At 52.4% G+C, this 22,751-nt stretch carries 18 protein-coding genes and 1 pseudogene; 11 read left to right on the plus strand and 8 right to left on the minus strand.

Features of this window, described 5'->3' with window-relative positions; genetic code table 11:
* Positions 1 to 28: 28 nt before the first annotated feature.
* From GKG36_RS07280 to GKG36_RS07305, 6 genes are all read left to right on the plus strand, one after another.
* A complete protein-coding gene (locus tag GKG36_RS07280; protein WP_154259954.1) occupies positions 29 to 448 on the plus strand; it encodes a TIR domain-containing protein in 420 nt (139 codons plus the stop codon).
* A gap of 191 nt (positions 449 to 639) precedes the next feature.
* Positions 640 to 852: a hypothetical protein gene (locus GKG36_RS07285; RefSeq protein WP_154259956.1), complete on the plus strand. Its 213-nt coding sequence runs from the start codon at positions 640 to 642 to the stop codon at positions 850 to 852.
* Entirely contained in the window at positions 849 to 1,103 is a 255-nt protein-coding gene (locus GKG36_RS07290) for a type II toxin-antitoxin system RelE/ParE family toxin (RefSeq protein WP_154259958.1), read from the plus strand. The genes GKG36_RS07285 and GKG36_RS07290 overlap by 4 nt, the downstream gene beginning before the upstream one ends.
* A gap of 219 nt (positions 1,104 to 1,322) precedes the next feature.
* On the plus strand, positions 1,323 to 2,456 hold the full coding sequence (locus GKG36_RS07295) for a site-specific integrase (RefSeq protein ID WP_154259959.1): 1,134 nt from the start codon (positions 1,323 to 1,325) through the stop codon (positions 2,454 to 2,456).
* A gap of 680 nt (positions 2,457 to 3,136) precedes the next feature.
* The gene (locus tag GKG36_RS07300) at positions 3,137 to 4,999 is read left to right on the plus strand and encodes an ABC transporter substrate-binding protein (protein ID WP_154259961.1); all 1,863 of its coding nucleotides are present in this window, start codon (positions 3,137 to 3,139) and stop codon (positions 4,997 to 4,999) included.
* Positions 5,000 to 5,004: 5 nt separating this feature from the next.
* Positions 5,005 to 7,953, plus strand: coding sequence for a PAS domain-containing hybrid sensor histidine kinase/response regulator (locus tag GKG36_RS07305; protein ID WP_154259963.1), 2,949 nt, complete (start codon positions 5,005 to 5,007; stop codon positions 7,951 to 7,953).
* 109 nt (positions 7,954 to 8,062) lie between these two features.
* Here GKG36_RS07305 and GKG36_RS07310 read toward each other — a convergent pair whose 3' ends face one another.
* The 5 genes from GKG36_RS07310 to GKG36_RS14575 form a co-directional block, all read right to left on the minus strand.
* The gene (locus GKG36_RS07310) at positions 8,063 to 10,639 is read right to left on the minus strand and encodes a response regulator (protein ID WP_154259964.1); all 2,577 of its coding nucleotides are present in this window, start codon (positions 10,637 to 10,639) and stop codon (positions 8,063 to 8,065) included.
* Positions 10,629 to 11,456 carry a transporter substrate-binding domain-containing protein gene (locus GKG36_RS07315; protein WP_154259966.1) on the minus strand — a complete coding sequence of 276 codons (828 nt, stop codon included), beginning with the start codon at positions 11,454 to 11,456 and terminating at the stop codon, positions 10,629 to 10,631. Before GKG36_RS07315 ends, GKG36_RS07310 begins: the two co-directional genes overlap by 11 nt.
* 210 nt (positions 11,457 to 11,666) lie before the next feature.
* Entirely contained in the window at positions 11,667 to 13,973 is a 2,307-nt protein-coding gene (locus GKG36_RS07320; RefSeq protein WP_173012916.1) for an ATP-binding protein, read from the minus strand.
* A gap of 25 nt (positions 13,974 to 13,998) precedes the next feature.
* On the minus strand, positions 13,999 to 15,786 hold the full coding sequence (locus GKG36_RS07325; protein WP_154259968.1) for an extracellular solute-binding protein: 1,788 nt from the start codon (positions 15,784 to 15,786) through the stop codon (positions 13,999 to 14,001).
* Positions 15,787 to 16,038: 252 nt separating this feature from the next.
* Positions 16,039 to 16,437 (minus strand): hypothetical protein, encoded by a 399-nt coding sequence (locus GKG36_RS14575; RefSeq protein ID WP_173012917.1) that lies wholly within the window; start codon positions 16,435 to 16,437, stop codon positions 16,039 to 16,041.
* 99 nt (positions 16,438 to 16,536) lie between these two features.
* Between GKG36_RS14575 and GKG36_RS07330 the strand changes: the two genes are divergently transcribed.
* From GKG36_RS07330 to GKG36_RS07350, 4 genes are all read left to right on the plus strand, one after another.
* On the plus strand, positions 16,537 to 16,884 hold the full coding sequence (locus GKG36_RS07330; protein WP_154259970.1) for a DUF6054 family protein: 348 nt from the start codon (positions 16,537 to 16,539) through the stop codon (positions 16,882 to 16,884).
* A gap of 1 nt (position 16,885) precedes the next feature.
* Positions 16,886 to 17,245 (plus strand): DUF2500 domain-containing protein, encoded by a 360-nt coding sequence (locus GKG36_RS07335; protein ID WP_154259971.1) that lies wholly within the window; start codon positions 16,886 to 16,888, stop codon positions 17,243 to 17,245.
* Positions 17,246 to 17,462: 217 nt separating this feature from the next.
* A complete protein-coding gene (locus GKG36_RS07345; protein WP_154259973.1) occupies positions 17,463 to 18,398 on the plus strand; it encodes a hypothetical protein in 936 nt (311 codons plus the stop codon).
* A 395-nt stretch (positions 18,399 to 18,793) separates the two neighbouring features.
* Entirely contained in the window at positions 18,794 to 19,702 is a 909-nt protein-coding gene (locus GKG36_RS07350; protein WP_243139144.1) for a DUF4300 family protein, read from the plus strand.
* Between the two features lie 141 nt (positions 19,703 to 19,843).
* Here the strand turns inward: GKG36_RS07350 and GKG36_RS07355 are convergent, their stop codons facing one another.
* The 3 genes and pseudogenes from GKG36_RS07355 to GKG36_RS07365 form a co-directional block, all read right to left on the minus strand.
* Positions 19,844 to 20,092, minus strand: coding sequence for a hypothetical protein (locus GKG36_RS07355; protein WP_055192190.1), 249 nt, complete (start codon positions 20,090 to 20,092; stop codon positions 19,844 to 19,846).
* A 26-nt stretch (positions 20,093 to 20,118) separates the two neighbouring features.
* Positions 20,119 to 20,241 (minus strand): annotated as a pseudogene (locus GKG36_RS15030) (Tat pathway signal sequence); the annotation flags it as partial.
* Positions 20,242 to 20,248: 7 nt separating this feature from the next.
* Complete coding sequence (locus tag GKG36_RS07365) at positions 20,249 to 21,112, minus strand: AraC family transcriptional regulator (protein WP_005941554.1); 864 nt, start codon at positions 21,110 to 21,112, stop codon at positions 20,249 to 20,251.
* Between the two features lie 249 nt (positions 21,113 to 21,361).
* Here GKG36_RS07365 and GKG36_RS07370 point away from each other — a divergent pair, with 249 nt between their 5' ends.
* Positions 21,362 to 22,732, plus strand: a complete 1,371-nt coding sequence (locus tag GKG36_RS07370) for a glycoside-pentoside-hexuronide (GPH):cation symporter (protein ID WP_154259974.1) — start codon at positions 21,362 to 21,364, stop codon at positions 22,730 to 22,732.
* Positions 22,733 to 22,751: the final 19 nt, after the last annotated feature.

The following is a 22,751-nucleotide window of genomic DNA, read 5'->3' on the forward strand; positions in this document are numbered from 1 at the left end:
CTCCAATAGTTCAGAAAGGATGTTTAAAATGCCCGCTTTATATGATTATCGTATTTTTATCAGTCACGCATGGAAGTATGGCGAAGACTATGATCGACTGGTTTCCATGCTGGATCATTCTCCGTGGTTTTCATTTTATAACTACTCAGCTCCACAGGAAAAACCGCTTGCATTATCTTCCAGCAACGCCACCGATGCCGAAATCGAGCAAGCCATCACAGCCAAAATCAAAAACGCACAGGTCGTTCTTGTAATCGGCGGCATGTATGAGCTCTACCATAAATGGATGAAATACGAAGTAGACGAAGCTATGCGCATGGGCAAGCCCATCATTGCTATTATGCCCTGGGGCCAGTCATATATGCCGGTTGAGCTGCAAGCAAAAGCAACTCAGATCGTTGGCTGGAACTCCACATCCATCGTGAAAGCTATCCGCGATTTAGCCTGACTTATTTTATCATTTTTATCCAGCCTATGCAAGCTGCTCCATTCAAACGATTTAACGTAAATTTCATTTTTGTTATGTTGATATCATGCGTGAATTGCAATACAATAGACGCAAGGAAGACGATCTCATGGCAAATAGAGTTTCCCACCTGACGCGGATGAAGCGCCAGAAGAATAACCGGAGGTGTTTTTATGAGTGACCGAGAAAAAATCGTTCAGCTGCTGGATGAAGTTCCTGCCTATAAGCTTGGTTACATTCTGGCATACGTGCAAGGCCTGACCGCTGATGAAGATGCCGATGATGCTTATTGTGAGCAGCTTTACCAGAACTATCTGAAAGACCCGGATCGCGGCCAGACCCTCACGGAGGACGAAGTCTGTAAACAGCTCGGTATTGCTTTATGAGCTATACCATCCTGTACGAGAAGCCTGCCCTCAAGTTCATCCAGAAGCAGCCAAAAGAACAGCAGCGGCGTATCCTGGAAGCAGTTCATGCCCTGCCCGATTCCGGCGACATCAAGCAGTTGAAGGGTCACACCGGGCTGCTGCGGCTGCGTGTTGGTTCCTACCGCATCATCTACACGGTCGATAATGGCAGATTGATCGTTCGTATCATAGATGCTGGCAACCGCGGGCAGATCTATAACCGCTATTGACCTTCAGGAGCGCCCACCCGGCGCTCCTTTTTTACAAACGCAAAGAACCCCTCAGCTGTTTCCAGCCAAGGGGTTCTCTGCTCTGCTGTCTGTCCAAAAGAAAAGTAGGAGTTTCTATCATGGAATGCCTTGCAAATCCCGTCGCGTCTCCGCTTTTCTATTGTAAATCCAATATGATCCTTCTGCAACCCAGAATTTTTTCAGAGGAGGTGTGTACACATGGCAAACAAAAAAGGTTCCGATGGCCGTTACCGCTACCGTGTCTGCATCGGCAAAGATGAAACCGGTAAGCCCAAATACAAAAGCTTTTATGGTTCCACCGCAAAGGCAGCGCGTGCTGCTGCCGAAGCTTACCGCACAGCACTGGGCAAGGGAATGGATCCCGCCCAATCCAAAGCCACCCTTGCTACTCTGTACGATAACCTGATTGCTGCCAAAACAGCCAAAGGCATCGGGCAAAAGAGTCTCGACCGCTATGAAGACAATAAAAACCATTGGGGTCCGCTTCTGGATCAGCCTGCAGCAGACCTTCGCACTGCCGACTTTCAGCGGGTTCTTAACTCTCTGGCCCAGTGGCACAATGGCAAACCACCACTGTCCCACTTCACGCTGTCCAATCTGCGCAGCAGCGCCAAGGCTGCCTATGAACTCGCTATCCCAGAAGTGGTACAATACAATCCCATAGTTAAAACCACCTGCCCTGCCGGTGCTGATCCTGAGCACCGTGAGCCTATCACAGAGGAACAGCAGCAGTGGATCCGCGAAACGCCTCACCGCGCCCAGCGTGCTGCCATGCTACTGCTTTACTCAGGCCTCCGCCGCGGCGAAGCTACCGCCCTCACTTGGGCCGATGTCGATTTGAAAGAAGCCACGATCACCGTTCACAGCGGTTATAATTTCAAGGATAAAAAAATCAAGGATCCCAAAACAGAAGCCGGTGTCCGGGTCGTTAATATTCCAAAGATCCTTGTGGACTATCTCAAAACTCAGCAGGACGATTGCTTGTATGTACTGCATACTGTAAAGGGCCACCGCATGACAGAGCAGGCATGGAAAACTCTGTGGAGCAGCTACATGGCCGATCTGAATGCAAAGTACGGCTATCACGGCGAAGAAAGCAAAAAGCGCCCAGGCGGCCTGCCCATGCGCATTGAACCCTTTACACCTCACCAGCTGCGGCACACCTTTTGTACCCTGATGTACTTTGCCGGAGTCGATGTTCTCACCGCCCGTGATCAAATGGGTCATAAGGATATCAGCGTCACCCTCGGCATCTACACTTCTCTTGACAAAAAATTCAAGAAGAAGAAGATCAATCGTCTGGACTCCTATCTCAAGAAACAGACCGGCTAATTTGTAGTGGCGCAAAAGTGGCGCGCGTTGTTTGTATTTTTATCGTATTTATGTGTTTTATTCTAAATTCCATGCTCGCTCGTAATGAGCAGGTCGCCTGTTCGAATCAGGTCAGTAGCTCCAAAAATCCTACGAATTTACGTTTAGAATCGTAATTTCGTGGGATTTTTTTATTTAGTCTCGCAAGTTTTCGCAAAACCGCAATATCGCCCACAAAACAAGACAAAATAAAACGCCCCGTGACACCATTTCATAGGGCGTTATACGCATTTTTATGCTTTCTTTTGGACAGGCTTCTTGAGTTCACAATGTAGGTTTGTCAATGATGTGTTTCTGTGATGTTTGGTGTAGCAATTTAACTGTACCACAGAACGACTCATTCGTCTTTTTTCACTTTGTGACACATCTATTGTAATCCTACACAGCTTTTATTGTTCAATATATGAAATTTTATTGAAAATTTTTCATGGTAGTGGTAAAATATTTTTATGTCTTTGTCATTCTGTGCCCCTTCGCGGTAGAGGGAGAGCGCAAAACAGAAAAGACTCAAAAATTGCGGCATCCTTTCCGTGGGTGGGTTTTACAGCACACACTCTTGCGGGCGGTGATGTATGATCAGTAAGCAAAAGCAGCCAACCGCAAAACGATGGCTGTCCAAGAAGTGTGAGGAGGAGGATCGGATGAAAACAAAAACATTGCGCCGCCTATTTTCCATGCTTGTGGCACTGGTGATGGGGCTATCCCTGCTCACCGGATGCAGCGAAAAAAATGCGGAACGAACACAGGAGCAGGAAGACGCTCAGACTATTCAGGTGTATCCGTGGAGCACCAGCCTGTACGAAAACTATGCGCCCTATGTTCAGGCGCAGCTGCCGGACGTGAACATTGAATTCATCGTCGGCAACAACGATCTGGATTTTTACAAGTTTTTGCAGCAAAACGGCGGTCTGCCGGATATCATCACCTGCTGCCGGTTCTCGCTGCACGATGCGGCACCGTTGAAGGACAGCCTGATGAACCTTGCCATGACCAATGAGGCGGGCGCTGTGTACAACACCTACCTCAACAGCTTCAAAAACGAGGATGGCAGCGTGAACTGGCTGCCGGTGTGCGCGGATGCCCACGGCTTTGTGGTCAACCGCAGCCTTTTTGAGCAGTACGATATTCCCCTGCCCACCGATTACGCAAGCTTTGTAGCGGCCTGTCAGGCTTTTGAAAAGGTAGGCATCCGCGGCTTTACCTCCGATTATACCTACGACTACACCTGCATGGAAACCCTGCAGGGGCTTTCCGCTGCCGAGCTTACCACCACCGCGGGGCGCAAGTGGCGCACTACCTACAGCGACCCCGCCAGCACCGCGCGGGTGGGTCTGGACGACACCATATGGCCGGGGGCGTTTGAGCGGATGGAACAGTTCATTCAGGATACCCACCTTACAGCAGATGATCTTGCATTGAATTACGACGATGTGACCGGAATGTTCCGGAACGGAGAAGTTGCCATGTACTTTGGCAGCTCTGCCGGCGTGAAGATGTTTCAGGATGAGGGCATCGACACGATCTTTCTGCCCTTCTTCAGCCAGAACGGCGAACCGTGGATCATGACCACCCCCTATTTCCAAGTTGCCCTGAACCGGGATCTGGAGCAGGACACCGCGCGCCGCGAAAAAGCCATGAAGGTGCTGAACGTCATGCTCTCCGAACAGGCGCAGAACCGCATCGTCTCGGAGGGGCAGGACATACTGAGCTACAGCCAGAACGTTCCCCTGCGCCTGACCGAGTATCTGAAGGACGTCCGCAGCGTGGTGGAAGAAAACCACATGTATATCCGCATCGCCTCCAACGATTTCTTTGCCGTTTCCAAGGATGTGGTCTCCAAAATGATCGCAGGCGAGCTTACCGCTGAGCAGGCGTATCAGGCCTTCAATGCCCAGCTCCTTGCCGATGAGGAGCCTGCCGACAACGAGACCGTGCTGACCTCCGGGAAGGCCTATTCCAACGTATTCCACGCAAACGGCGGCAGCGCTGCCTTCTCCGTGATGGCAAACACGCTGCGCGGCGTGTATGGCACCGATGTGCTGCTTGCCACCGCAAACAGCTTTACCGGCAGTGTGCTGCAGGCGGATTATAACCAGAAAATGGCAGCTTCCATGATCATGCCGAACGGTCTGATGTCCCGCCAGCGCACCATGACCGGTGCGGAGCTGAAAGAGACCGTCCACGCCTTTGTGGAAGGCTGCGAGGGCGGGTTTGTGCCCTTCAACCGCGGTTCTCTGCCAGTGGTCAGCGGCATTGCTGTGGAGGTAAAAGAGAATAACGGCAGCTATACCCTGACCGGCATCACCCGGAACGGGCAGCCGCTGGGAGATAACGACACCGTTACCGTGACCTGCCTTGCAACGGAAAAGCAGATGGAAGCGCTGCTTGCGAGCGATAGCGGCACGTCTGCTGGCGAAGATACGTGGGTAAAAAACACATGGCGCGATTATATCTCCGGCGGCGCAGCGCTTGCAGAGCCGGAAAACTACATGACACTGAGGTGAGCGGAATGGCAGACGAAAAGCACGAATCCAAACGCAGCTGCTATTCCCGGCACAAGTGGCTGCCTGCCGCCGCTGCCATCCTTCTTTTGGTCTTTCTGGCAGCCGGTTTCAGCTTCCGGTACATCTCGTTTATGTCGCAGACCATCTATCAGGAAAGCACCTCGCATCTGGAAGAGGTACTGTATAAATCCAATAGTATGCTGAAAGAGATGGTGCGCAAAAACCTGACCTATCTGCATCTGTGCAACGGCTTTCTGAAAAACACCTCGAATGAGGATGAAATTCAGGCCTATATCGAGGAAGCACAGCAGGCAACCGGATTTGTTAACTTCTACTTTCTTTCCTATGACGGCAACTACATGACCGTGACCGGGGGAACCGGCTACCTTGGCCTGCAGACCAATCTGGACGAAAAGCTCTCCGATGGCGAGGATATCGTCGTGAATACGGCGCTGCCCGGCAAAGCCCCGATGCTTGCGTTCATCTGCCCCGAAACGCAGGGCAGCTACCGGGGCTTTGCCTACGATGCCGTTGCCATCACCTATTATAATGATGCTGTGCTGAGATTGCTGGACAGCTCTGCTTTTCAGGGCAATGCCAGCAACTATGTGATCTACCCGGATGGGCGGGTGGTGATTGACAATTCCGTAAATCGCAAGGAAATCATTTACAACTTCATTGCGATGCTGCGCGACCATTCCGACCTTTCCGAGGAACAGATTCTTGCCCTTTCGGATGATTTTGCGCAGGGCCGCAGCGGAAACCTGCGGGTCAAACTGGGCGACACCAGTTATTATCTGGTCTACGAGGATACCGCGGTCCAGAACTGGACGATGGTGGGGCTTGTGCCGGTCAGCATCGTCAATGCCAGTCTGGATAAGCTGTGGTTCCACACGGTGCAGATCGTGGCGGGCATCGCCTTTGGCCTTGCTGTGCTGATCATCCTGCTGATCCTGCGCAGAAGCCATACGACCCTGCGCCGGAAGGACACTGAGATCCTGTACCGGGACGAGCTGTTCCAAAAGCTTTCGCTGAACGTGGACGACGTTTTCCTGATGCTGGACGCAAAGACCTCCAAGGTGGATTATGTCAGCCCCAACGTCGAACGGCTGCTGGGCATCCCGTGGAAAGAAGTGCGGCAGGATGCCCGTGCTCTGGCAGCGCTGCACCCGAAGGATGACCCGGATCGCGACAAGAACTTTCTGGAAGGACTGCTCAGCGGGCAGCAACGCGAATGGGATTTCGAGTTTGAGCATCGGGAGACCAAAGAGCGGCGCTGGTTCCATAACATCGCCATGGGCAGCGAGGTAGAGGGCAGGACCAAGTATATCCTTGTCTTGTCCGACCGCACCGCCGACAGGCAGGTGAATCAGGCACTTTCGGATGCCGTTGCAGCGGCCGAGACTGCCAACCGCGCCAAAAGCACCTTCCTTTCCAATATGTCCCACGACATCCGCACCCCCATGAACGCCATCATCGGCTTTACCACGCTGGCACTCAGCAACATTGACGATAAAGACCGGGTGAAGGATTATCTTGCCAAGACCCTCGCTTCCAGCAATCATCTACTTTCCCTCATCAACGATGTGCTGGATATGAGCCGCATCGAAAGCGGAAAGATCCATCTGGAAGAAGTGGAAGTCAACCTTTCGGATGTGCTGCACGACCTGAAAACCATCGTCAGCGGGCAGATCTACGCAAAGCAGCTGGAGCTTTATATGGATGCCATGGATGTGACCGATGAGGATGTCTACTGCGATAAGACCCGGCTGAATCAGGTACTGCTGAACCTGCTGTCCAACGCCATCAAGTTCACCCCGGCGGGCGGCACGGTCTCGGTGCGGGTGCGGCAGCTTGCCGGAGCGGTGCGCGGCTGCGGGCAGTACGAGTTCCGCGTCAAGGACAACGGCATCGGCATGAGCCAAGAGTTCGCCAAAAAGATTTTTGAGCCGTTTGAGCGGGAGCGCACCTCCACGGTAAGCCGGATCCAGGGCACCGGCCTTGGCATGGCTATTACCAAAAACATCGTGGATATGATGGGCGGCACCATCGAGGTGCAGACGGCGCAGGGCAAGGGCAGCGAGTTTATCATTCGTGTGCCCATGCGTGCGCAGGCAGAGCACCGTCCGGTGGAAAAGATCACCGAACTGGAAGGCCTGAAGGCACTGGTGGTGGATGACGATTTCAACACCTGCGACAGCGTGACAAAGATGCTGGTCAAGGTGGGCATGCGTGCCGAGTGGACCCTTTCCGGCAAGGAAGCGGTGCTGCGTGCACGGCAGTCCATCGAAATGAGCGACGCCTACCACGCCTATATCATCGACTGGCGCTTGCCGGATATGAACGGCATCGAAGTCACCCGCCAGATCCGCAGCCTGAACGATGATACGCCCATCATCATCCTGACTGCCTACGACTGGTCCGACATTGAGGTGGAGGCAAAGGCTGCCGGTGTGACCGCCTTCTGCTCCAAGCCCATGTTCATGTCCGACCTGCGCGAGACCCTGATGAACGCCATCGGCCAGACACAGACGGATGAGGCGCAGGAGCTTCTGCCGAAAAAGAACACCAACTTCAAGGGCAGGCACATCCTGCTGGTAGAGGACAACGAGCTGAACCGCGAGATCGCGCAGGAGATCCTGTGCGAGTACGGCTTCCGGGTCGATACGGCGGAAAACGGTGCCGTGGCGGTGGAAAAGGTAAGCACTGCCGCACCGGGCAGCTATGATCTGGTGCTGATGGATGTGCAGATGCCGGTGATGGACGGCTATACCGCCACCCGGCAGATCCGCGCACTGGGCGACCCTGCACTGGCAAAGATCCCGATCCTTGCCATGACTGCCAATGCATTCGATGAAGACCGCCGCAATGCCTTGGAAAGCGGCATGACCGGCTTTTTGTCCAAACCCATCGTGATCGGCGACCTTGTGCAGGAGCTGCGCAAAATTTTGTAACAAGCCGCCTGTCAGGCATAAAAAAATAAAGCACCCGCAGCAATTTGCTCACCGGAGATTCAAAACCTCTGTGGCGCTTGCTGTGGGTGCTTTTGCTTTTGGGCGCTGTTTATTTCAGTACATCTGCAAGGACCTGCAGCAGGTGCGGAATATCCAGCGGCTTTGCAATATGGCCGTTCATACCGGCCTTCAGTGCATTCTGACGGTCTTCCTCAAAGGCATTTGCCGTCATTGCAAAGATTGGGATGCCAGCCTTTGCGGCATCCGGCAGCGCACGAATCTGCCGCGTTGCCTCGTAGCCGTCCATGTTGGGCATCTGGATGTCCATGAGGATCAGGTCATACTGTCCGTCTGCCGCCTGCTTCATCTTCCGGACGGCGATCTCGCCATCCTCGGCAGATTCCACCTCAAAGCCCGCTTCCTTCAGGATCTCCACTGCGATCTCACGGTTCAGCTCGTTGTCCTCCACCAGCAGGATCTTTTTCCCTTTGAAGGCCTCCGCGTTCAGCTGCACCGGCCTGCAGGCAGGCTCTGCACCGAACGGCTCTGCCAGCACTCTGCGCAGCTCCGAGAGGAACAGCGGCTTTTCGCAGAAGGCGGTAACACCGGCAGCGCGGGCTTCCTCTTCAATATCGGCCCAGTCGTAGGCGGTCAGGATGATGATGGGGCAGCTTTTTCCGATCACCTTGCGGATCTGCCGCACGATCTCGATGCCGTTCATATCGGGGATCAGCCAGTCGATGATGTAAACGCTGAATTCATCCCCCTGCTCCATGGCATACCGGGTGCGGATCACCGCTTCCCTGCCGGAGATCGTCCACTCCGGCCGCATCCCGATCTTGGACAGCATGGTGCTGACGCTCAGGCAGGTGTCGGTATCGTCGTCCGCCACCAGTGCCCGCAGCCCTTCCAGCTGCGGGAGCTGCCTGAGCTCCACCTTTTGTCCGCTGAGCGCAAAGCAGAGATTCACGATGAACTCGCTGCCCTTGCCCGGCTCGCTCTCAATGGCGATGGTGCCGCCCATCAGGTCCACAATGTTCTTGGTGATGGACATGCCGAGGCCGGTACCCTGAATGCCGCTGACGGTGGAGTTTTCCTCACGGGCGAACTCCTCAAAGATGTGCTTCTGGAATTCCTCGCTCATGCCGATGCCGTTGTCCTTGATGCGGAATTCATAGCAGGCCCGGCCCGCAGGCGCACCGTTTTTCTCAGCAATGCGAATGCTGATCATACCGCCTGTGGGAGTGAACTTGATGGCATTGGACAAAATGTTCAGCAGGATCTGGTTCAGCCGCAGCGGGTCGGTGATGATATCCTCGTTCTCCACATCCATGGTATCAATAAAAAGCGACAGCCGCTTTGCCGAAACATTGGGCTGAATGATGGAGCGCACATCGTGGACGAGGTCCGGCAGATGCACCGTTTTTTCCTCGATCTTTACCTTTCCGCTCTCGATGCGGCTCATATCCAGCACATCATTGATGAGGGAAAGCAGATGCTGGCTGGAGGTGGAGATCTTTTTGAGGTAGTCCAGCACCTGTTCCCTATTGTCGATATGGGTCGCAGCCAGCGAGGTGAAGCCGATGATGGCGTTCATGGGGGTGCGGATATCGTGGCTCATATTGAACAGGAACTCCCGCTTGGCGCGGTTTGCCGCCCCCTCGTGCTGAAGCGCGATCTCCAGCTTGCGGTTCTGTTCCTCCAGCTGGGTCTGGTACTTCCTCTCCTGCTCTTTTTTCTGCAGCTCCATCTCCTGCACGGAGCGGCGGCGCAGCAGCTGAAGGATCATTACAAGCAGGATGTAGCCGACCAGAACCGTCAGGATCAGCAAAAGCGCCTCCCGGAAGATTATTTTTTCATCCGTGTACGCATAGAGATCGAAGGATCTGCCATGGCAGAACATCCCGAAATAGCAGCCGGAGCCGTTCCAGCCCCTGGTATGGGTCAGCTTCTCTGCGGCCCCGGCTTTGCGGATCCCCTGCGCCAGCGGACTGCCTGCAACATCCTGCCCAATCAGCTCCGGGCGGTTTGCGGCAACGACCTGATTGTTCTGCACGATGAACAGCGTGCCGCTGGTTTCTGCCGGGTAGCCATCCAGTATGCTCTGGATGGACAGCGCCGTTTCCTCCACAAATTCCGCCGGGGTGTACCGGTAGGCAAGCAGGAGCAGCTCTGTGCTTTCTGCCCGGTGCACCGCAACATCCACAGCAGAGCCATCTTCCAGCAGGACGCGCTTCACATAGGTCTTTCGCGGGTAAGACAAAACGTCCAGAACAGCGTCATTTTTCAGCTGGTCGCCAAACCGTTCATAGCCGATGCCGTTGGTCGTGGACTCGCACCGGAGCGTGCCATCCGGTCCCAGAACCGAAATGCCGGTGAGCCAGAGCTTTTCTGTCTGCCTGTTCAGGCACTGCGGGTCGGAGAGGTCAAGCGCAGGATTCTCTGCCAGCTGATGGACTGCGACCGCCGTGCGGCGGAGTGCCTTTGCCGTGATAGTATCGTTGTGCTTTTCAAAGCTGGTGGACTGGGATTTGACAAACTCAAGGGTCTGGCAAAAGCGTTCCTCTGCTGTGCGCATTGCCCGCCAGCTGGAGAAAAAAGCAACACCGGCCATCAAGAACACGCCGATGATCAGATAGGCTGTCCATATCCTTTTATCCGGGGTGGTTCTGTTTTTACGCGCCAATTGTGTCCACCTCCAGATACTGCGAAGCATTTTCAAGGTATCGGCCAATGATCCGCTCCAGCGTGCCATCCGCGCGCATCTGCGCAAGGGTATCGGTCAGCTGGCTGTCCAGCCCGCGGGTGTCGTTCTTGGCAAAGGCGATGCCCAGCCCGGTGACCAGCAGCGGTTCCTCCAAAATGCGGAAGTCTACGGCATTGTCCTTCATATATTGCAGGATGCCTGTCTCGTGGGCGGCGATGCCGTCCACATAGCCGCAGGCCAGCATTGCGTACTGCACACTGCGGTTTTCGATGCTGAGCACCTCCACCGTCTGCGGGATGCGCGGGTCGGAGCCGCTGAGAAAGATCTCCTCCGGCTTGCCGGTGCTCTGCACGGCGACGGTCTTGCCGGCAAGGTCGCTGAGGGATCGGATGCTGCTGTGGGCATCCACCGCAACCACCTGACGGCTCACCATGTAAGGCCCCGCCCAGCGGTATACCTCTTCGCGTCCGTCCATGGAAAAGCAGCCCCAGATACAGTCGATGGCGCCGCTTTCCACAAGATTTGTTTTCTGCTCCCAGTTGATCGTTTCAAACCGGGCAGCATACCCCATGCGGCGGAACGCCTCGGTGGCGATCTCCACATCGATCCCGGTGGGAACACCGTCATTGTTCAGATAGATATAAGGTGGATAGCTGTCGCTTCCCACAACGATTTGTGCAAGACCGCTGTCTTTCGCTTCCTTTTCTCCGCAGGAAGTCAGACTGCTTACGGCAGCAGCAGCCGCCAGCAGCGTGCATCCGTTCAGGAATGCACGGCGTGAGATTCTGTGTTTCATTCGGGCTTTTTATACTCCTGTTTTGATCGCATCTGCAGCTCAGTTGTGCTGCTGTAATTCTTCTTTCAGGGCAGCTTGGATATCCGTCAGGCATTGCAGCAAGAGCGGCTTCCTGTTGATGAAGTTTTTCCAAAAGCTGCTGCTCACGCGCTTTGTAATATTCCTCGATCTCGGAAAGTGTATTCACGTTCTAATCTTCTCCTGCATCATTCACATCGTTTGTGTGCTTCCTCTGCGGAAACGCGCTTGTCCGCTATTTATTTTCGGGGGGATAACACGGAAGCGTTTTACCGTCTGCTCCAGCGCAGCGATATCCACAGGTTTGGACAGGTGCTCGTCCATGCCGGCTTCCCTGCTCTTCTGCATATCCTCAAGGAAGGCATTGGCGGTCATGGCAAGGATGGGAATGATTCTGCCCAGCGGATTTTCACCGCTGCGGATGCGGCGGGTGGCTTCCAAGCCGTCCATCACCGGCATCTGCACATCCATCAGGATCATGTCGTACTCGCCGGGCTTTACGCTGGCAAAGGCATCCACGATTTCCTGACCGTTGGAGCAGATGGTGCAGCTTGCGCCATTGGCTTCCAGCAGCATTTCCAGAATTTCGGCGTTGATGGCGTTATCCTCGGCGCAGAGGAACTTCATGCCGGACAGAGGAGAAGTTTCTTCCTCTTCCTCCGGGAGCACCTGTGCCTCTGGCACCGTATCTGCTTCGGCATCAACGGGAAATTCCAGCACCACCTCAAAGCGAGTGCCCTTGCCGGTGGTACTCTCCACATTGATAGAGCCGCCCATCAGGTCAACAATGTTCTTGGTGATGGCCATACCAAGGCCGGTGCCCTGCACCTTGTTGGTGCCGGAGCGTTCCTCGCGGGTAAAGGGGTCAAAAAGGGTCTTCTGGTAGGCCTCGCTCATGCCAATGCCGTCATCCTGCACCACAAAGCGGTATCGGGCGTAGTGCTCGTTTCGGGGCAGCTCGTCCACCTCAAACCGGATATGCCCGCCGGTGGGCGTATACTTGACTGCGTTGGAGAGAATATTCATCAGCACCCGATTCAGACGGTTGGGGTCTGCCAGCACGTTTTCGTGCTGCAGATGGGTGTTTACCGTAAAGGTCTGGCGGCGCTGGCCTGCCTGCTGGCGGATGATGCTGTCCAGCTGGCTGATCTGCTGGGGCAGATTCGTTTTTTCCACATTCAGGGTGGTCTTGCCGCTCTCGATGCGGCTCATGTCCAGAATATCGTTTATGATGCCCAGCAGCAACTGGCCGGAGTTTTCCAGCTTGTCCAGATGTTCGGCCAGCTTTTCCGGCTGGTGCAGCTCGTTTTTCATCAGAGTGGTAATGCCGATGATGGCGTTCATGGGGGTGCGGATATCGTGGCTCATGTTGGCAAGGAAGTCCGTCTTAGCCTTGCTGGCGCGCTCGGCGGACTGTAACGCCTCTGCGGCAATGTCCTGTGCCTGCCGCAGCTCATCGTTTACCTGCGTCAGATGGATGTTGTATTGCTCCAGACGGAGGTTCGCTTCTTTTTCTGCCTGCAGCTCCTGCTGCTGCTTTTGCCGCAGGAGAGACCAGCCGACAAAAACTGTTATGACCGAGAACACCATTGCAATGACGATGATGATGATCATGACGATGCTGACCAGCTTCTGCGTATTCACGGCCACATATTTTGCCGGAACAAGGAACGCCAGTGTCCACTGGGCGTTTTCCATCTGCTTCAGGGCGTAGAAATACTCGGTCCCGTCCAGCACGGCGTTGGAATAACAGGAGCCTGTGCGGTCAAGCCGCTCCTTTGCCTCCGCAAAGGAAGAACCGTGCAGATAGGACATCCAGGAGAGCACGGTGTATACATTGTGTCCCTTCAGCAGCTCGGTATCATTGGCGTTGAACAGCTTGAAACCGTCGTTATCCAGCACATAGACGCTGTTGTTATTTTCGTAGGCATCACAGCGGAAATAATCGTTCAGTTGGGTCATGCTCTGCGAAATACCAAAGTAGCACAGGGTGATCTCTTTTTCTCCGCTTTGCAGTGTGATGGGGGTGGAGAGCTTTTCCAGAAACACCATCCGGGAGTCGTCCACGGTCAGCGAGTTGGAAACGTAGCTGACCCACTGCGGAGAGTCTGCCAGATAGTTCATTTCCCTTAGCAGCCCCATGCCGCCATTCTCGGTATAGTAATGTCCGTCAGAGTCCACGGCAACCAGTTCGATCTGTCTTTCATGGTAATTGGAAAGCTCCGACAGCTTTTTCAGATAGCGATAGAACTCGGTATCGGTCTTTAACGGAGTGCAGTACAAATAATTGCATTGTACATTCACCTCGTCCCAGTGGGTGTCGATCACATCCTCCAGACTGCGGAACATCTGGTGGGTGACCTCTTCCATCTGGTTCAGCCGCTCATGGTAGACAAGGTTCTGGATGTAGGTCTGGCTCATGATAAAAAGGGTCAGGATGACCGCAACAATGACAAAGCCGGTGCCCCAAAGCAGCTTTTTATATAGGTTGTTGTTCACATCCGGTATCTCCTGTCCGTTCTGTTCAGCTCCATGCAGTGTCTGCCCGGCTGATGGTGGTGTATGCACCAAAGAAGGCTTTTGCGGCATCCATGCCCACCACGCCGCTGTCTGTGACCGTGGTCTCCGCAGCCAGCTGGTCACTCACACCGCAGATGGCAACCTGATAGGTCTTGCCCGCATCCGGCTGCACCGGGCTTACCAGCACATAGGGGTAGCCCTTGCCGTTGCCGTAGGCATCGTAGCCCGTGGCCAGCAGGTCGTTGATCTGCTGCCCGGTCAGGGTAACGGTCTGGATGGTGCGGTTCCAGCCGGTGGGCAGGATCACCGAAAGGTCGTAATCCGTAATGCCCTTGGCGTACAGCTTGGCCGCTACGCCGTGATGGTTCTGATCGGTGGGGTTGCCGGGGATCCATGTGCTCAGCGACACCAGCGCAAGGTCGCTGCCGGTAGCCTGTGCAAAGCAGCGGCCCACCAGCATGGCGCAGTCCTCCTGCGAAAGCTCCTCCGTAACGGTAGTGATGGTATCCGGGGTGTTGTTCACCACACTATCCTGATCCTCGTCCAGCTGACGGACCACATCCTCCATGGTGGCATTGCCCTTCATGAAGTCCAGCATTTTAAGGCCAGTGGTCACGATGGTGTTTTCCCAGCCGGAATAGATAAAGGGCGCGGTGTTGCCTGCATTCAGGGCATCGGCGATGTCGGCATAGTAGGTGCCGTCCGCTTTTGCGTCCTTGAAGGGCAGCAGGCTGCTTTTCAGCGCCGTTGCGGGCTGCAGAGCGCTGGTGCCTGCAACGGTGGAAAGCACACGCATCACCTTGAGCGCATCTTCCAGCTTCTGGGGGTCCTGCTCCAGCTTTTTATTCAGACCGTAGAAGCGGTTCACATTCAGCACAAAAACGTTCTGGGTGCCGTCCTCCGAGAGAAACGGCATCAGCCCGTATTTATCGGCGTTGCCGTCTGCCTCCACGATGCCGTTGGTGCCGCCCATCAGAAACAGGGTGTTGCCCTCGGTCATCCTCTGCCGGGTCACATTGTCGTCAAGAGCGTCGCCGGTGTCGTTCAGCATCCCGATGTCCTTCCACTTCTGGACATAGGCCATCGCCCGCATCATGCCGGGGGTATTGCTGACATTCGCCTTACCGGACAGATAATCCCGCTGCCACAGCCTGCCGTCCAGTGTGCCGAGGAAATCGGCGTCCGCAATGTTGCACAGATACTGGAAACCATAGCCCGGATACTGGATCTGCGGCAGACAGAGATCGACCCCGGCTTCCTTTGCCTTTGCAGCCAGTTCTTCCAGCTCAGCGAAAGAATTGGGCAGCTCCCAGCCGTATTTTTTCAGCAGGGTCTTGTTGTAGGTGATGCCGTAGCAGTTGTAGGTCGAGGGCAGCAGGTAGATGGCACCGTTGTCGAACACGTCCTGCAGACGGGACTCCACATAGTTATCCGTAAAATCGTAGCCGGAAAGGTCCAGCAGTTTGTCGGAGACCAGATCGATCCGGGGGTCGTAGTAGGTCAAGGTGCAGACGTCCGGCAGGTCGCCCGCCGCAAACATATTCTGCAAACAGGTGGTGGTGTTATCGCCGCTGTAGGGCACGACCTCGATGTTCACTTCCGGGTAAACGCTGTGTACCTGCTCAATAAAGGCTTCTATCTCCTTATAAGGTGCCATAAAGGTAACGGCTTCGTGCGCATCGTCTTTTTTAGCCGTTTCGGTCTTACCGCCGCCGCAGGCAGTCAACGCCGCCGTGGCTGCCGTAATGCCGCAGACCTGCAAAAAAGAGCGGCGGGAGATCTTTTTCATCATATAAATTATACCTCCCTCACATTATCGGAAAGTGCAGTAGCACAGTGCTGCCCTAGCTATTCTTACACATCCCATAGGAATCCACACACCCGCGGCCTGTCCGCATGAGCTTTGCGCCGAGCTTCCATAAAATAACATTATTATTGTACCATTGCAACAAAAGTGTTTCAAGTTGTTTTTGAAGGCTTTTACATACGAAAGAACTTTTTATATCTGATTCTGCCTTTTGCATGGCATAAAATGCAAAACGACCTATTGAGGAAATAATCGTAGATGGTTAGCATGAATGGAAAAAATGTGCAGGCTCATCATCAACACTAAACCACCCAGTGTGAAGAAGAGCTTTTCACATCCGGCGGCTGCGTGGATCAGCTGCTGCCAAAGGCCCCTTTTCTGCATAAACAAGATCCAGCCCATGGAGGCAATGTAGCCATGCCGACACCGAGATGACTGAGCATTATCTCCATGTTCTACAACACCGGCACCCGGCTGGGGCTTATCCACGAAACAGGCCATCGAAAAACTGAAACTGCTGACCGATGCAGAGTTTGTCGAACTGGAATTTCCCCCGGACTGATTATTGCCGCCTGCGGGCGGCGTACATAAAGTATTTTGTTCTTCCAAAAGATATGCTATAATCAAATTAGACAAAATTCCTCTCTTCAAGCGATTTCTCCGCAATTTTCCTGTGGCTCTGCTCGTATCAAAAATAAGGGACTGAATTTTAATTGTCAGAACGGAGGAACCATTATGGCAATCTTTGAAAAGACCATCCGAAACAAAAACTTTGACAAGCTGCTTCGGAAGCTGGAACAAGAAATCCCGGACAGCAGTTGGTCGGCAGATTTAGAGGCAGGCAGTGATTTCAAAGAGGGCGATGCCCGGTGCAGTGTCCGTGTATTTGAGCGGTACAGCATGATGGGCGGCAACCGCCTGAGTCTGACACTGACCATGTTCCAGAATGCGGACAGTCCGATTCGGCTGTCTGCCATCACCGCAGGAGGCAGTCAAGCGGTGTTCTTCAAGGTGAACACCCTCGGAGAAGAATCTTTTCTGAACGATGTAAAGAACCTGCTGGAAGAAATTTTGGAGGAATAAGATGTTTTACGCTGGAATTGATATGCTGTTCAGCATTCTGTTTCCCATCCTGTTCCTTGTGGTTTTGGGCATGATCCTATACACCATCATCGGAAATATCAGCACATGGAATAAAAACAACCATTCGCCGCGGCTGACCGTTCCGGCAACGGTTGTGGCAAAGCGAACGGAAGTTTCTCGCCACCATACAGACAATACGATGGCGCATACGTTCACGACCTATTATGTGACCTTTCAGGTAGAGAGCGGCGACCGCATGGAGCTTACCGTAAGTGGTTCGGACTACGGAATGCTTGTGGAGGGCGACATTGGAAAGCTGAGTTTTCAGGGCACCCGCTATCTTGGGTTTGAGCGGAGCTAAGCGTTCTCCTACATTATACAGTATCGTATCACATTCACCCATTCTCCTCGGAATGCCTGATGCTGAAATTTTTAGCTTCGACAATGGCACGATTCATCCTTGTCAGTATGAAGATACGGACAGCTACGTTATCACCAAAACATTTGTAAATAATCGGCAGCATTTTTTGAACCAGCTTCTGAACGAAGAAACATAATGCCGGGAAAGGACATTCCATATGAGTGATTCTACGTTGAAAGAACTTTGGCAGCAGGTCGCAGAAAAGAAAAGCTGTGAAGCAAAACAGAAAGAACTGACCGCCCAGAGAGATACGCTTGCTGATCGTCTGAAAAAGCTGGAAAAATCCAAGCTGGCAGAGCAGGCTGATGTGGACCGTCTGGAGGGACACAGCCTTGCCGCATTTTTCTATCAGGTCATCGGAAAGATGGATGAGAAGCTGGACAAGGAACGGCAGGAAGCCTATGCAGCCCGCGTCAAGTACGATGCTGCTCTCCATGACCTTTCTTCCGTTGATGCCGACTTGGATCAGATTCAAAATAGACTGGCACGGCTGTCCGATTGCGAAAGGCAGTATCAAGCTGCTCTTTCCGAAAAAATCAAAAGTATCAAAGCATCTGCCCACCCTGCCGCACAGCAGGTTGCGGAAAGCGAAAGCCGTATTGCCGCGCTGAAAGTCCAAAAACGGGAGCTGCTGGAAGCTATCAACGCCGGAAAGACCGCCCTGCATACGGTCAATGAAGTTCTGGAAACCCTCGACAATGCCGAGGGCTGGAGCACATGGGACGTAATGGGCGGCGGTTTGATGGCCGATCTTGCCAAGTATGAGGAACTGGACGATGCACAGGAACAAATCGAACAGCTCCAAGTGGAACTGCGGCGGTTCAAAACTGAGCTTGCCGATGTTGAGATTACCGCAGACCTTCAGGTTACGGTGGACAGCTTTCTGAAATTTGCAGATTTCTTCTTTGACGGCCTCTTTGCAGACTGGGCGGTTCTGGATCACATCAATCAGGCTCAGAGCAGGGTGGAAAACACCAAGGATCAAATCAAGCGTGTCCTTGCACTTCTGAAAAAGATGCGCGAAGATGTTGATGTCCAAATCGCTGACGAAAAAGAAAAGCAGGAGCAGCTTGCGGTGGAAACTGAGCTGTAGGGCGATTCCATCAAGGCGGCGGAAACGAGGTTGGCCGAAATCGCCGTGCCGCGCTTCGCAAGTTGGTATCCTCCGTCTATCTGGAAAGCGATTTGAACCTTCCATTCAGAAAAAGCGGAAAATTCTTATTCCAACTTGGGTATACTCCTGTTGTGTCCGACATGAAGAAAATCGTTCAGAAAACTGCCGCATTGTCTTTCCCCAAATGGGCGTTAGCCGTATGGGATATGGATACTTCAACATTATATATGGTCAAATACGACAGAAGTCATTGATTTTCTTTGTTTATCTGTGATACCATTCGTTACGAGACCAACGGCGTTGCTCTCTTCGCTTATGGTTGAGACTCCGGCACTCAAAGAAACTTTCCGAAAAACACAACGAGGTGACCATTTTTGAAACGTCGAACTTTTCTTGTTTGCACCGCTGCACTTTTTTGCAGTGCGTTTCTGGCAGTGGGCTGCACTCAAAAAACCTCTCAGCCCGTCCTTCAGCAAATTGAATACTCCAATTTGGCAGATTCGGATACACAAGCTCTTCTTTCCAAGCTTTTGCAGGATGCCGGCGTATCCGACCTACGGATACAGACCTTCTTTGATCATGTGCAAAAGTTCAACAATGCTGTGGACCCGGCATGGCTCACCACAGGGTTTGAAAATGCCAAGCCTTCGGATCTGAAATACGATCCTTACTCCATGCAGGACGCATGGACGGAAAAATATGACACCTTCCCCGGCTGGAACTGTCGGATCACTGCTTGTGGGCTGTTCGGTGATTTTATCACTGTCACGGGCAAGGCAGACCTTGACTCAGCCGAGGACACCCTGTTTATGGACTATGAAACACTGGATTCTGACCCGGAATCCCTTTGCGGCGACGAACGGCAAAAGTTTGATGCGCTGTTCGCCCCGGTTAAAACCACCAATACGACCGATATTCCTACCCATTTGAAAACGATTCAGCAGGAATGGAAGAAACGCGGTCTCTCTTTCGCGGAAGATGATAAGATCCGTCTTGTCTCCGTAGTCCTGCACGATCAGTTCTCTGAAACGGACAATTCTCTTATGATCGGTCATGTCGGCGTTATGCTTCCCACATCGGATGCGGTATATTTTGTCGAAAAGGTCGCTTTTCAGGAGCCGTATCGCTTGTTGAAGTTCAAAAATCGAACCGAGTTGAGCGATTATCTGATGCTGAAATACGACAACTCGTGGGGACAGGATACTGCCCACACCTTTATTATGGAAAATTCAGACCTGATGGACGGCTGGCGCATTCTTGACGAACAGGAAAATGCAAGCTGAAAGTATATTATTCGTTGGAAGCCGTTCGATCTAACAGACCTTTCGCCCTCTGATGCCAAAAAGACGCTGCAACCTCTCACCCAGAGGCGGCAGCGTCCCTTTTTATATCGGAATATTTTTGTTCGCAGGGGAACTCCGGGCTTATGACAGGGTATGTATAATGTGCAGAGCCATATCAGCATTTTCTTTGTCCACAAACACCTCTGTGACATACCTCGGTTTTATGCCGAGAGTTCCAATTCTCGCTTGGTCAAATGTGTTATGCCGATTGACATCTTTGGATTTGCAATAGAATTTAATTCCAGCTGCCGCCAACGCATCCGTGATGCGATTGCATTGGTAAGGGTCAGAAACTGTTGCAACTAGCGATTTGAAAAAATGCTCTAACATAAAGAGACCTCCTTGTATACACTCTAATCTCGTACAAAGCCATCCGGCACATAATGGTCGCTGTATCCATTCGGGAGCTGTTCCAACGGTTCGCCGTCAACTTGATATGTCAGGTACATCTCAACAGGCAGGAACTTCTGAATCAAGGAATCTTTCTCATTTTTCAGTAGATTCTTCCAGATTCTTTCGGTACTGTGCCGGACTGACACCATACTCTTTCTTGAATACCCGGCTAAAATAGAGTGGGTTATCATACCCTACGATCTCTGCAATTTCTCCAATATTGTATTCGGTGTTCTCCAATAAGCTTTGTGCATTTACCATCCGAAGGGACAGGATGTATTGTGCAGGGCTTATTTTCATGTACAGCTTAAAATTACGGATAAACCAGTTCGTACTGATATGCAGCGATTCTGCGTAATCGTCCACACTGACCTTTGTATTATAATTCTCGTTAAAGTAGGCAACGGCGGCTTCGATTTCTTCGGGGATGCTTGTAGTTGTTTTCTCGCTTTCCTGCTGTTGCCTGCTTACTAAAAGCAGAATGATGTTGAAGAGAGAAGCAATATAGTCTTCATAGCCATATTCACATTGTTGCAGTTCCCGGATGATCTTTCGGAACAGCATTTTGTAATCCGGCAGTGTGCCGCTGTAAAAAACGTGCTTGTCCAAGGGTATTCCGTGATAGTTCAGGATGTTTTTGACATCGTATCCTGTAAAGTGAATCCAGAACACCTCTGGATGATCTTCTACATAGTAGACATACTTCTGGATTTCTTTCGGCTGATAAAGCACCATGTGTCCAGAAGTCACCACTTCCTCAACACCATCGAACCAGAAGTGTGCTTTACCAGATGCCACATAGAGGATTTGATAGTCTCTGCGACCCTTTGCCCAAAAAGTAGGTAGCTTAGGGCGTTTTTTCAAGCGATAAGTGCCGCAGCTGCCTACGACCAGCGGCTTTGAGTAGTCTTTGAAATCCAAACGGGAGTTGTTCAAATATCCTGAGTTGAAATACATCCCTGCGTCCTCCTCATCTTCAGAGATTTTACAGTGATTTGGAAAATGTTCTATCAAAAAATTACAAACACTTTGATTTTGTGCATATTTTGTTCCATCTTGTCTATATCTTTTCGTTCCATTAGATTCTATAATATTTTCAGACGGAACGCAAGAGATTTGGGCAACTTGCGTAATGAGAATTCCAGTCTGAAGTGCGCAGCAGATTGGTCGCGCCCACACAAAACAAGCAAGATGGGAGAAAGCACAATGACTGAGAAACGTTATCTAAAGTGGTATAATAAAGTCGGCTATGGTTCAGGCGATATTGCAGGCAACGTGGTGTATGCATTCCTGTCCTCCTTCGTCATGATCTATCTGACCAACACCGTTGGCCTGAACCCCGGTATTGTCGGCACTCTGATTGCAGTTTCCAAACTGCTGGACGGTGTGACGGACATTTTCTTTGGTTCTTTGATTGACAAAACGCATTCTAAGATGGGCAAAGCCCGTCCTTGGATGCTGTACGGCTACATTGGCTGTGCCATTACGCTGGTGGCAATTTTCGCCATCCCGACCAATCTGGGACAGTTTGCACAGTACGCATGGTTCCTGATCGCATATACTCTGCTGAACGCTGTATTCTACACTGCCAACAACATTGCTTACTCTGCACTGACTGCTCTCGTCACGAAGAACAGTGCCGAACAGGTCGAGATGGGTTCTTGGCGTTTCATGTTCGCCTTTGCCACCAGCCTGCTCATCCAGTCCATCACGCTGGGTGCTGTTACGGCATTGGGCGGTGGTGCTGCCGGTTGGCGCACTGTTGCAATCATCTACGCCATCATCGGTCTGCTTGTCAACACCCTCTCCGTTTTCTCCGTGAAGGAACTGCCGGAAGGCGAATTGGTGGATACCACCGACAAAAAGGAAATCGAGCAGGACGAAAAGTATAATCTGGTTCAGGCTGCAAAGCTGCTTGCTGGTAACAAATATTATATGATGATTTGCGTCACCTACATTTTGCAGCAGATCTACGGTGCCATGATCAGCATGGGCACCTACTATGCAACCTACATCCTTGGCAACCAGAATCTGTTCGGTGTATTCTCTTGGGCAATCAACATTCCTCTGATCATCGCACTGGTGTTCACCCCGACCTTGGTTGCAAAGTGGAATGGAATGTATAAGCTGAATGTAATGAGCTATACTCTGGCAACGATTTCTCGTGCACTGGTTGCTGTAGCTGGTTACATGGGCAGCGGCAATGTGACCTTGATGCTGCTCTTTACTGCAATCGCAGCTCTTGGTCAGGGTCCTTGGCAGGGCGATATGAACGCTGTGATTGCTGCTTGCTCTGAATATACTTGGCTGACGAAGCATAAGCGCGTGGATGGCACGATGTACTCCTGCACTTCTCTCGGTGTGAAGCTGGGCGGCGGCCTTGGCACCGCCATCACCGGCTGGCTGCTGGCTGCAAGCCATTTCGATAGTGCGCTGGCTGTCCAGCCCGAATCCTGCATCAATATGCTGAAGATCATGTATCTGGTGATCCCGTTTGCTCTGGATGCCATCATCACCTTCCTTCTCTCTCGTATGAAGGTCGAAGAAGCAAATGAAAAACTGCGTGCAGCAGTCTGATAACAAGCCATTATCATTT

Origin of the sequence: Faecalibacterium sp. BIOML-A1, assembly GCF_009679715.1 — a bacterium.
GTDB lineage: Bacteria > Bacillota > Clostridia > Oscillospirales > Ruminococcaceae > Faecalibacterium > Faecalibacterium taiwanense.

Excerpts from the sequence above, each read along its gene's own strand:
- GKG36_RS07280 (WP_154259954.1), top strand. The coding sequence starts at position 29 with ATGCCCGCTTTATATGATTATCGTATTTTTATCAGTCACGCATGGAAG.
- GKG36_RS07285 (WP_154259956.1), top strand. The coding sequence starts at position 640 with ATGAGTGACCGAGAAAAAATCGTTCAGCTGCTGGATGAAGTTCCTGCC.
- GKG36_RS07290 (WP_154259958.1), top strand. The coding sequence starts at position 849 with ATGAGCTATACCATCCTGTACGAGAAGCCTGCCCTCAAGTTCATCCAG.
- GKG36_RS07295 (WP_154259959.1), top strand. The coding sequence starts at position 1,323 with ATGGCAAACAAAAAAGGTTCCGATGGCCGTTACCGCTACCGTGTCTGC.
- GKG36_RS07300 (WP_154259961.1), top strand. The coding sequence starts at position 3,137 with ATGAAAACAAAAACATTGCGCCGCCTATTTTCCATGCTTGTGGCACTG.
- GKG36_RS07305 (WP_154259963.1), top strand. The coding sequence starts at position 5,005 with ATGGCAGACGAAAAGCACGAATCCAAACGCAGCTGCTATTCCCGGCAC.
- GKG36_RS07315 (WP_154259966.1), bottom strand. The coding sequence starts at position 11,456 with ATGAAACACAGAATCTCACGCCGTGCATTCCTGAACGGATGCACGCTG.
- GKG36_RS07325 (WP_154259968.1), bottom strand. The coding sequence starts at position 15,786 with ATGATGAAAAAGATCTCCCGCCGCTCTTTTTTGCAGGTCTGCGGCATT.
- GKG36_RS07330 (WP_154259970.1), top strand. The coding sequence starts at position 16,537 with ATGGCAATCTTTGAAAAGACCATCCGAAACAAAAACTTTGACAAGCTG.
- GKG36_RS07335 (WP_154259971.1), top strand. The coding sequence starts at position 16,886 with ATGTTTTACGCTGGAATTGATATGCTGTTCAGCATTCTGTTTCCCATC.
- GKG36_RS07345 (WP_154259973.1), top strand. The coding sequence starts at position 17,463 with ATGAGTGATTCTACGTTGAAAGAACTTTGGCAGCAGGTCGCAGAAAAG.
- GKG36_RS07355 (WP_055192190.1), bottom strand. The coding sequence starts at position 20,092 with ATGTTAGAGCATTTTTTCAAATCGCTAGTTGCAACAGTTTCTGACCCT.
- GKG36_RS07365 (WP_005941554.1), bottom strand. The coding sequence starts at position 21,112 with ATGTATTTCAACTCAGGATATTTGAACAACTCCCGTTTGGATTTCAAA.
- GKG36_RS07370 (WP_154259974.1), top strand. The coding sequence starts at position 21,362 with ATGACTGAGAAACGTTATCTAAAGTGGTATAATAAAGTCGGCTATGGT.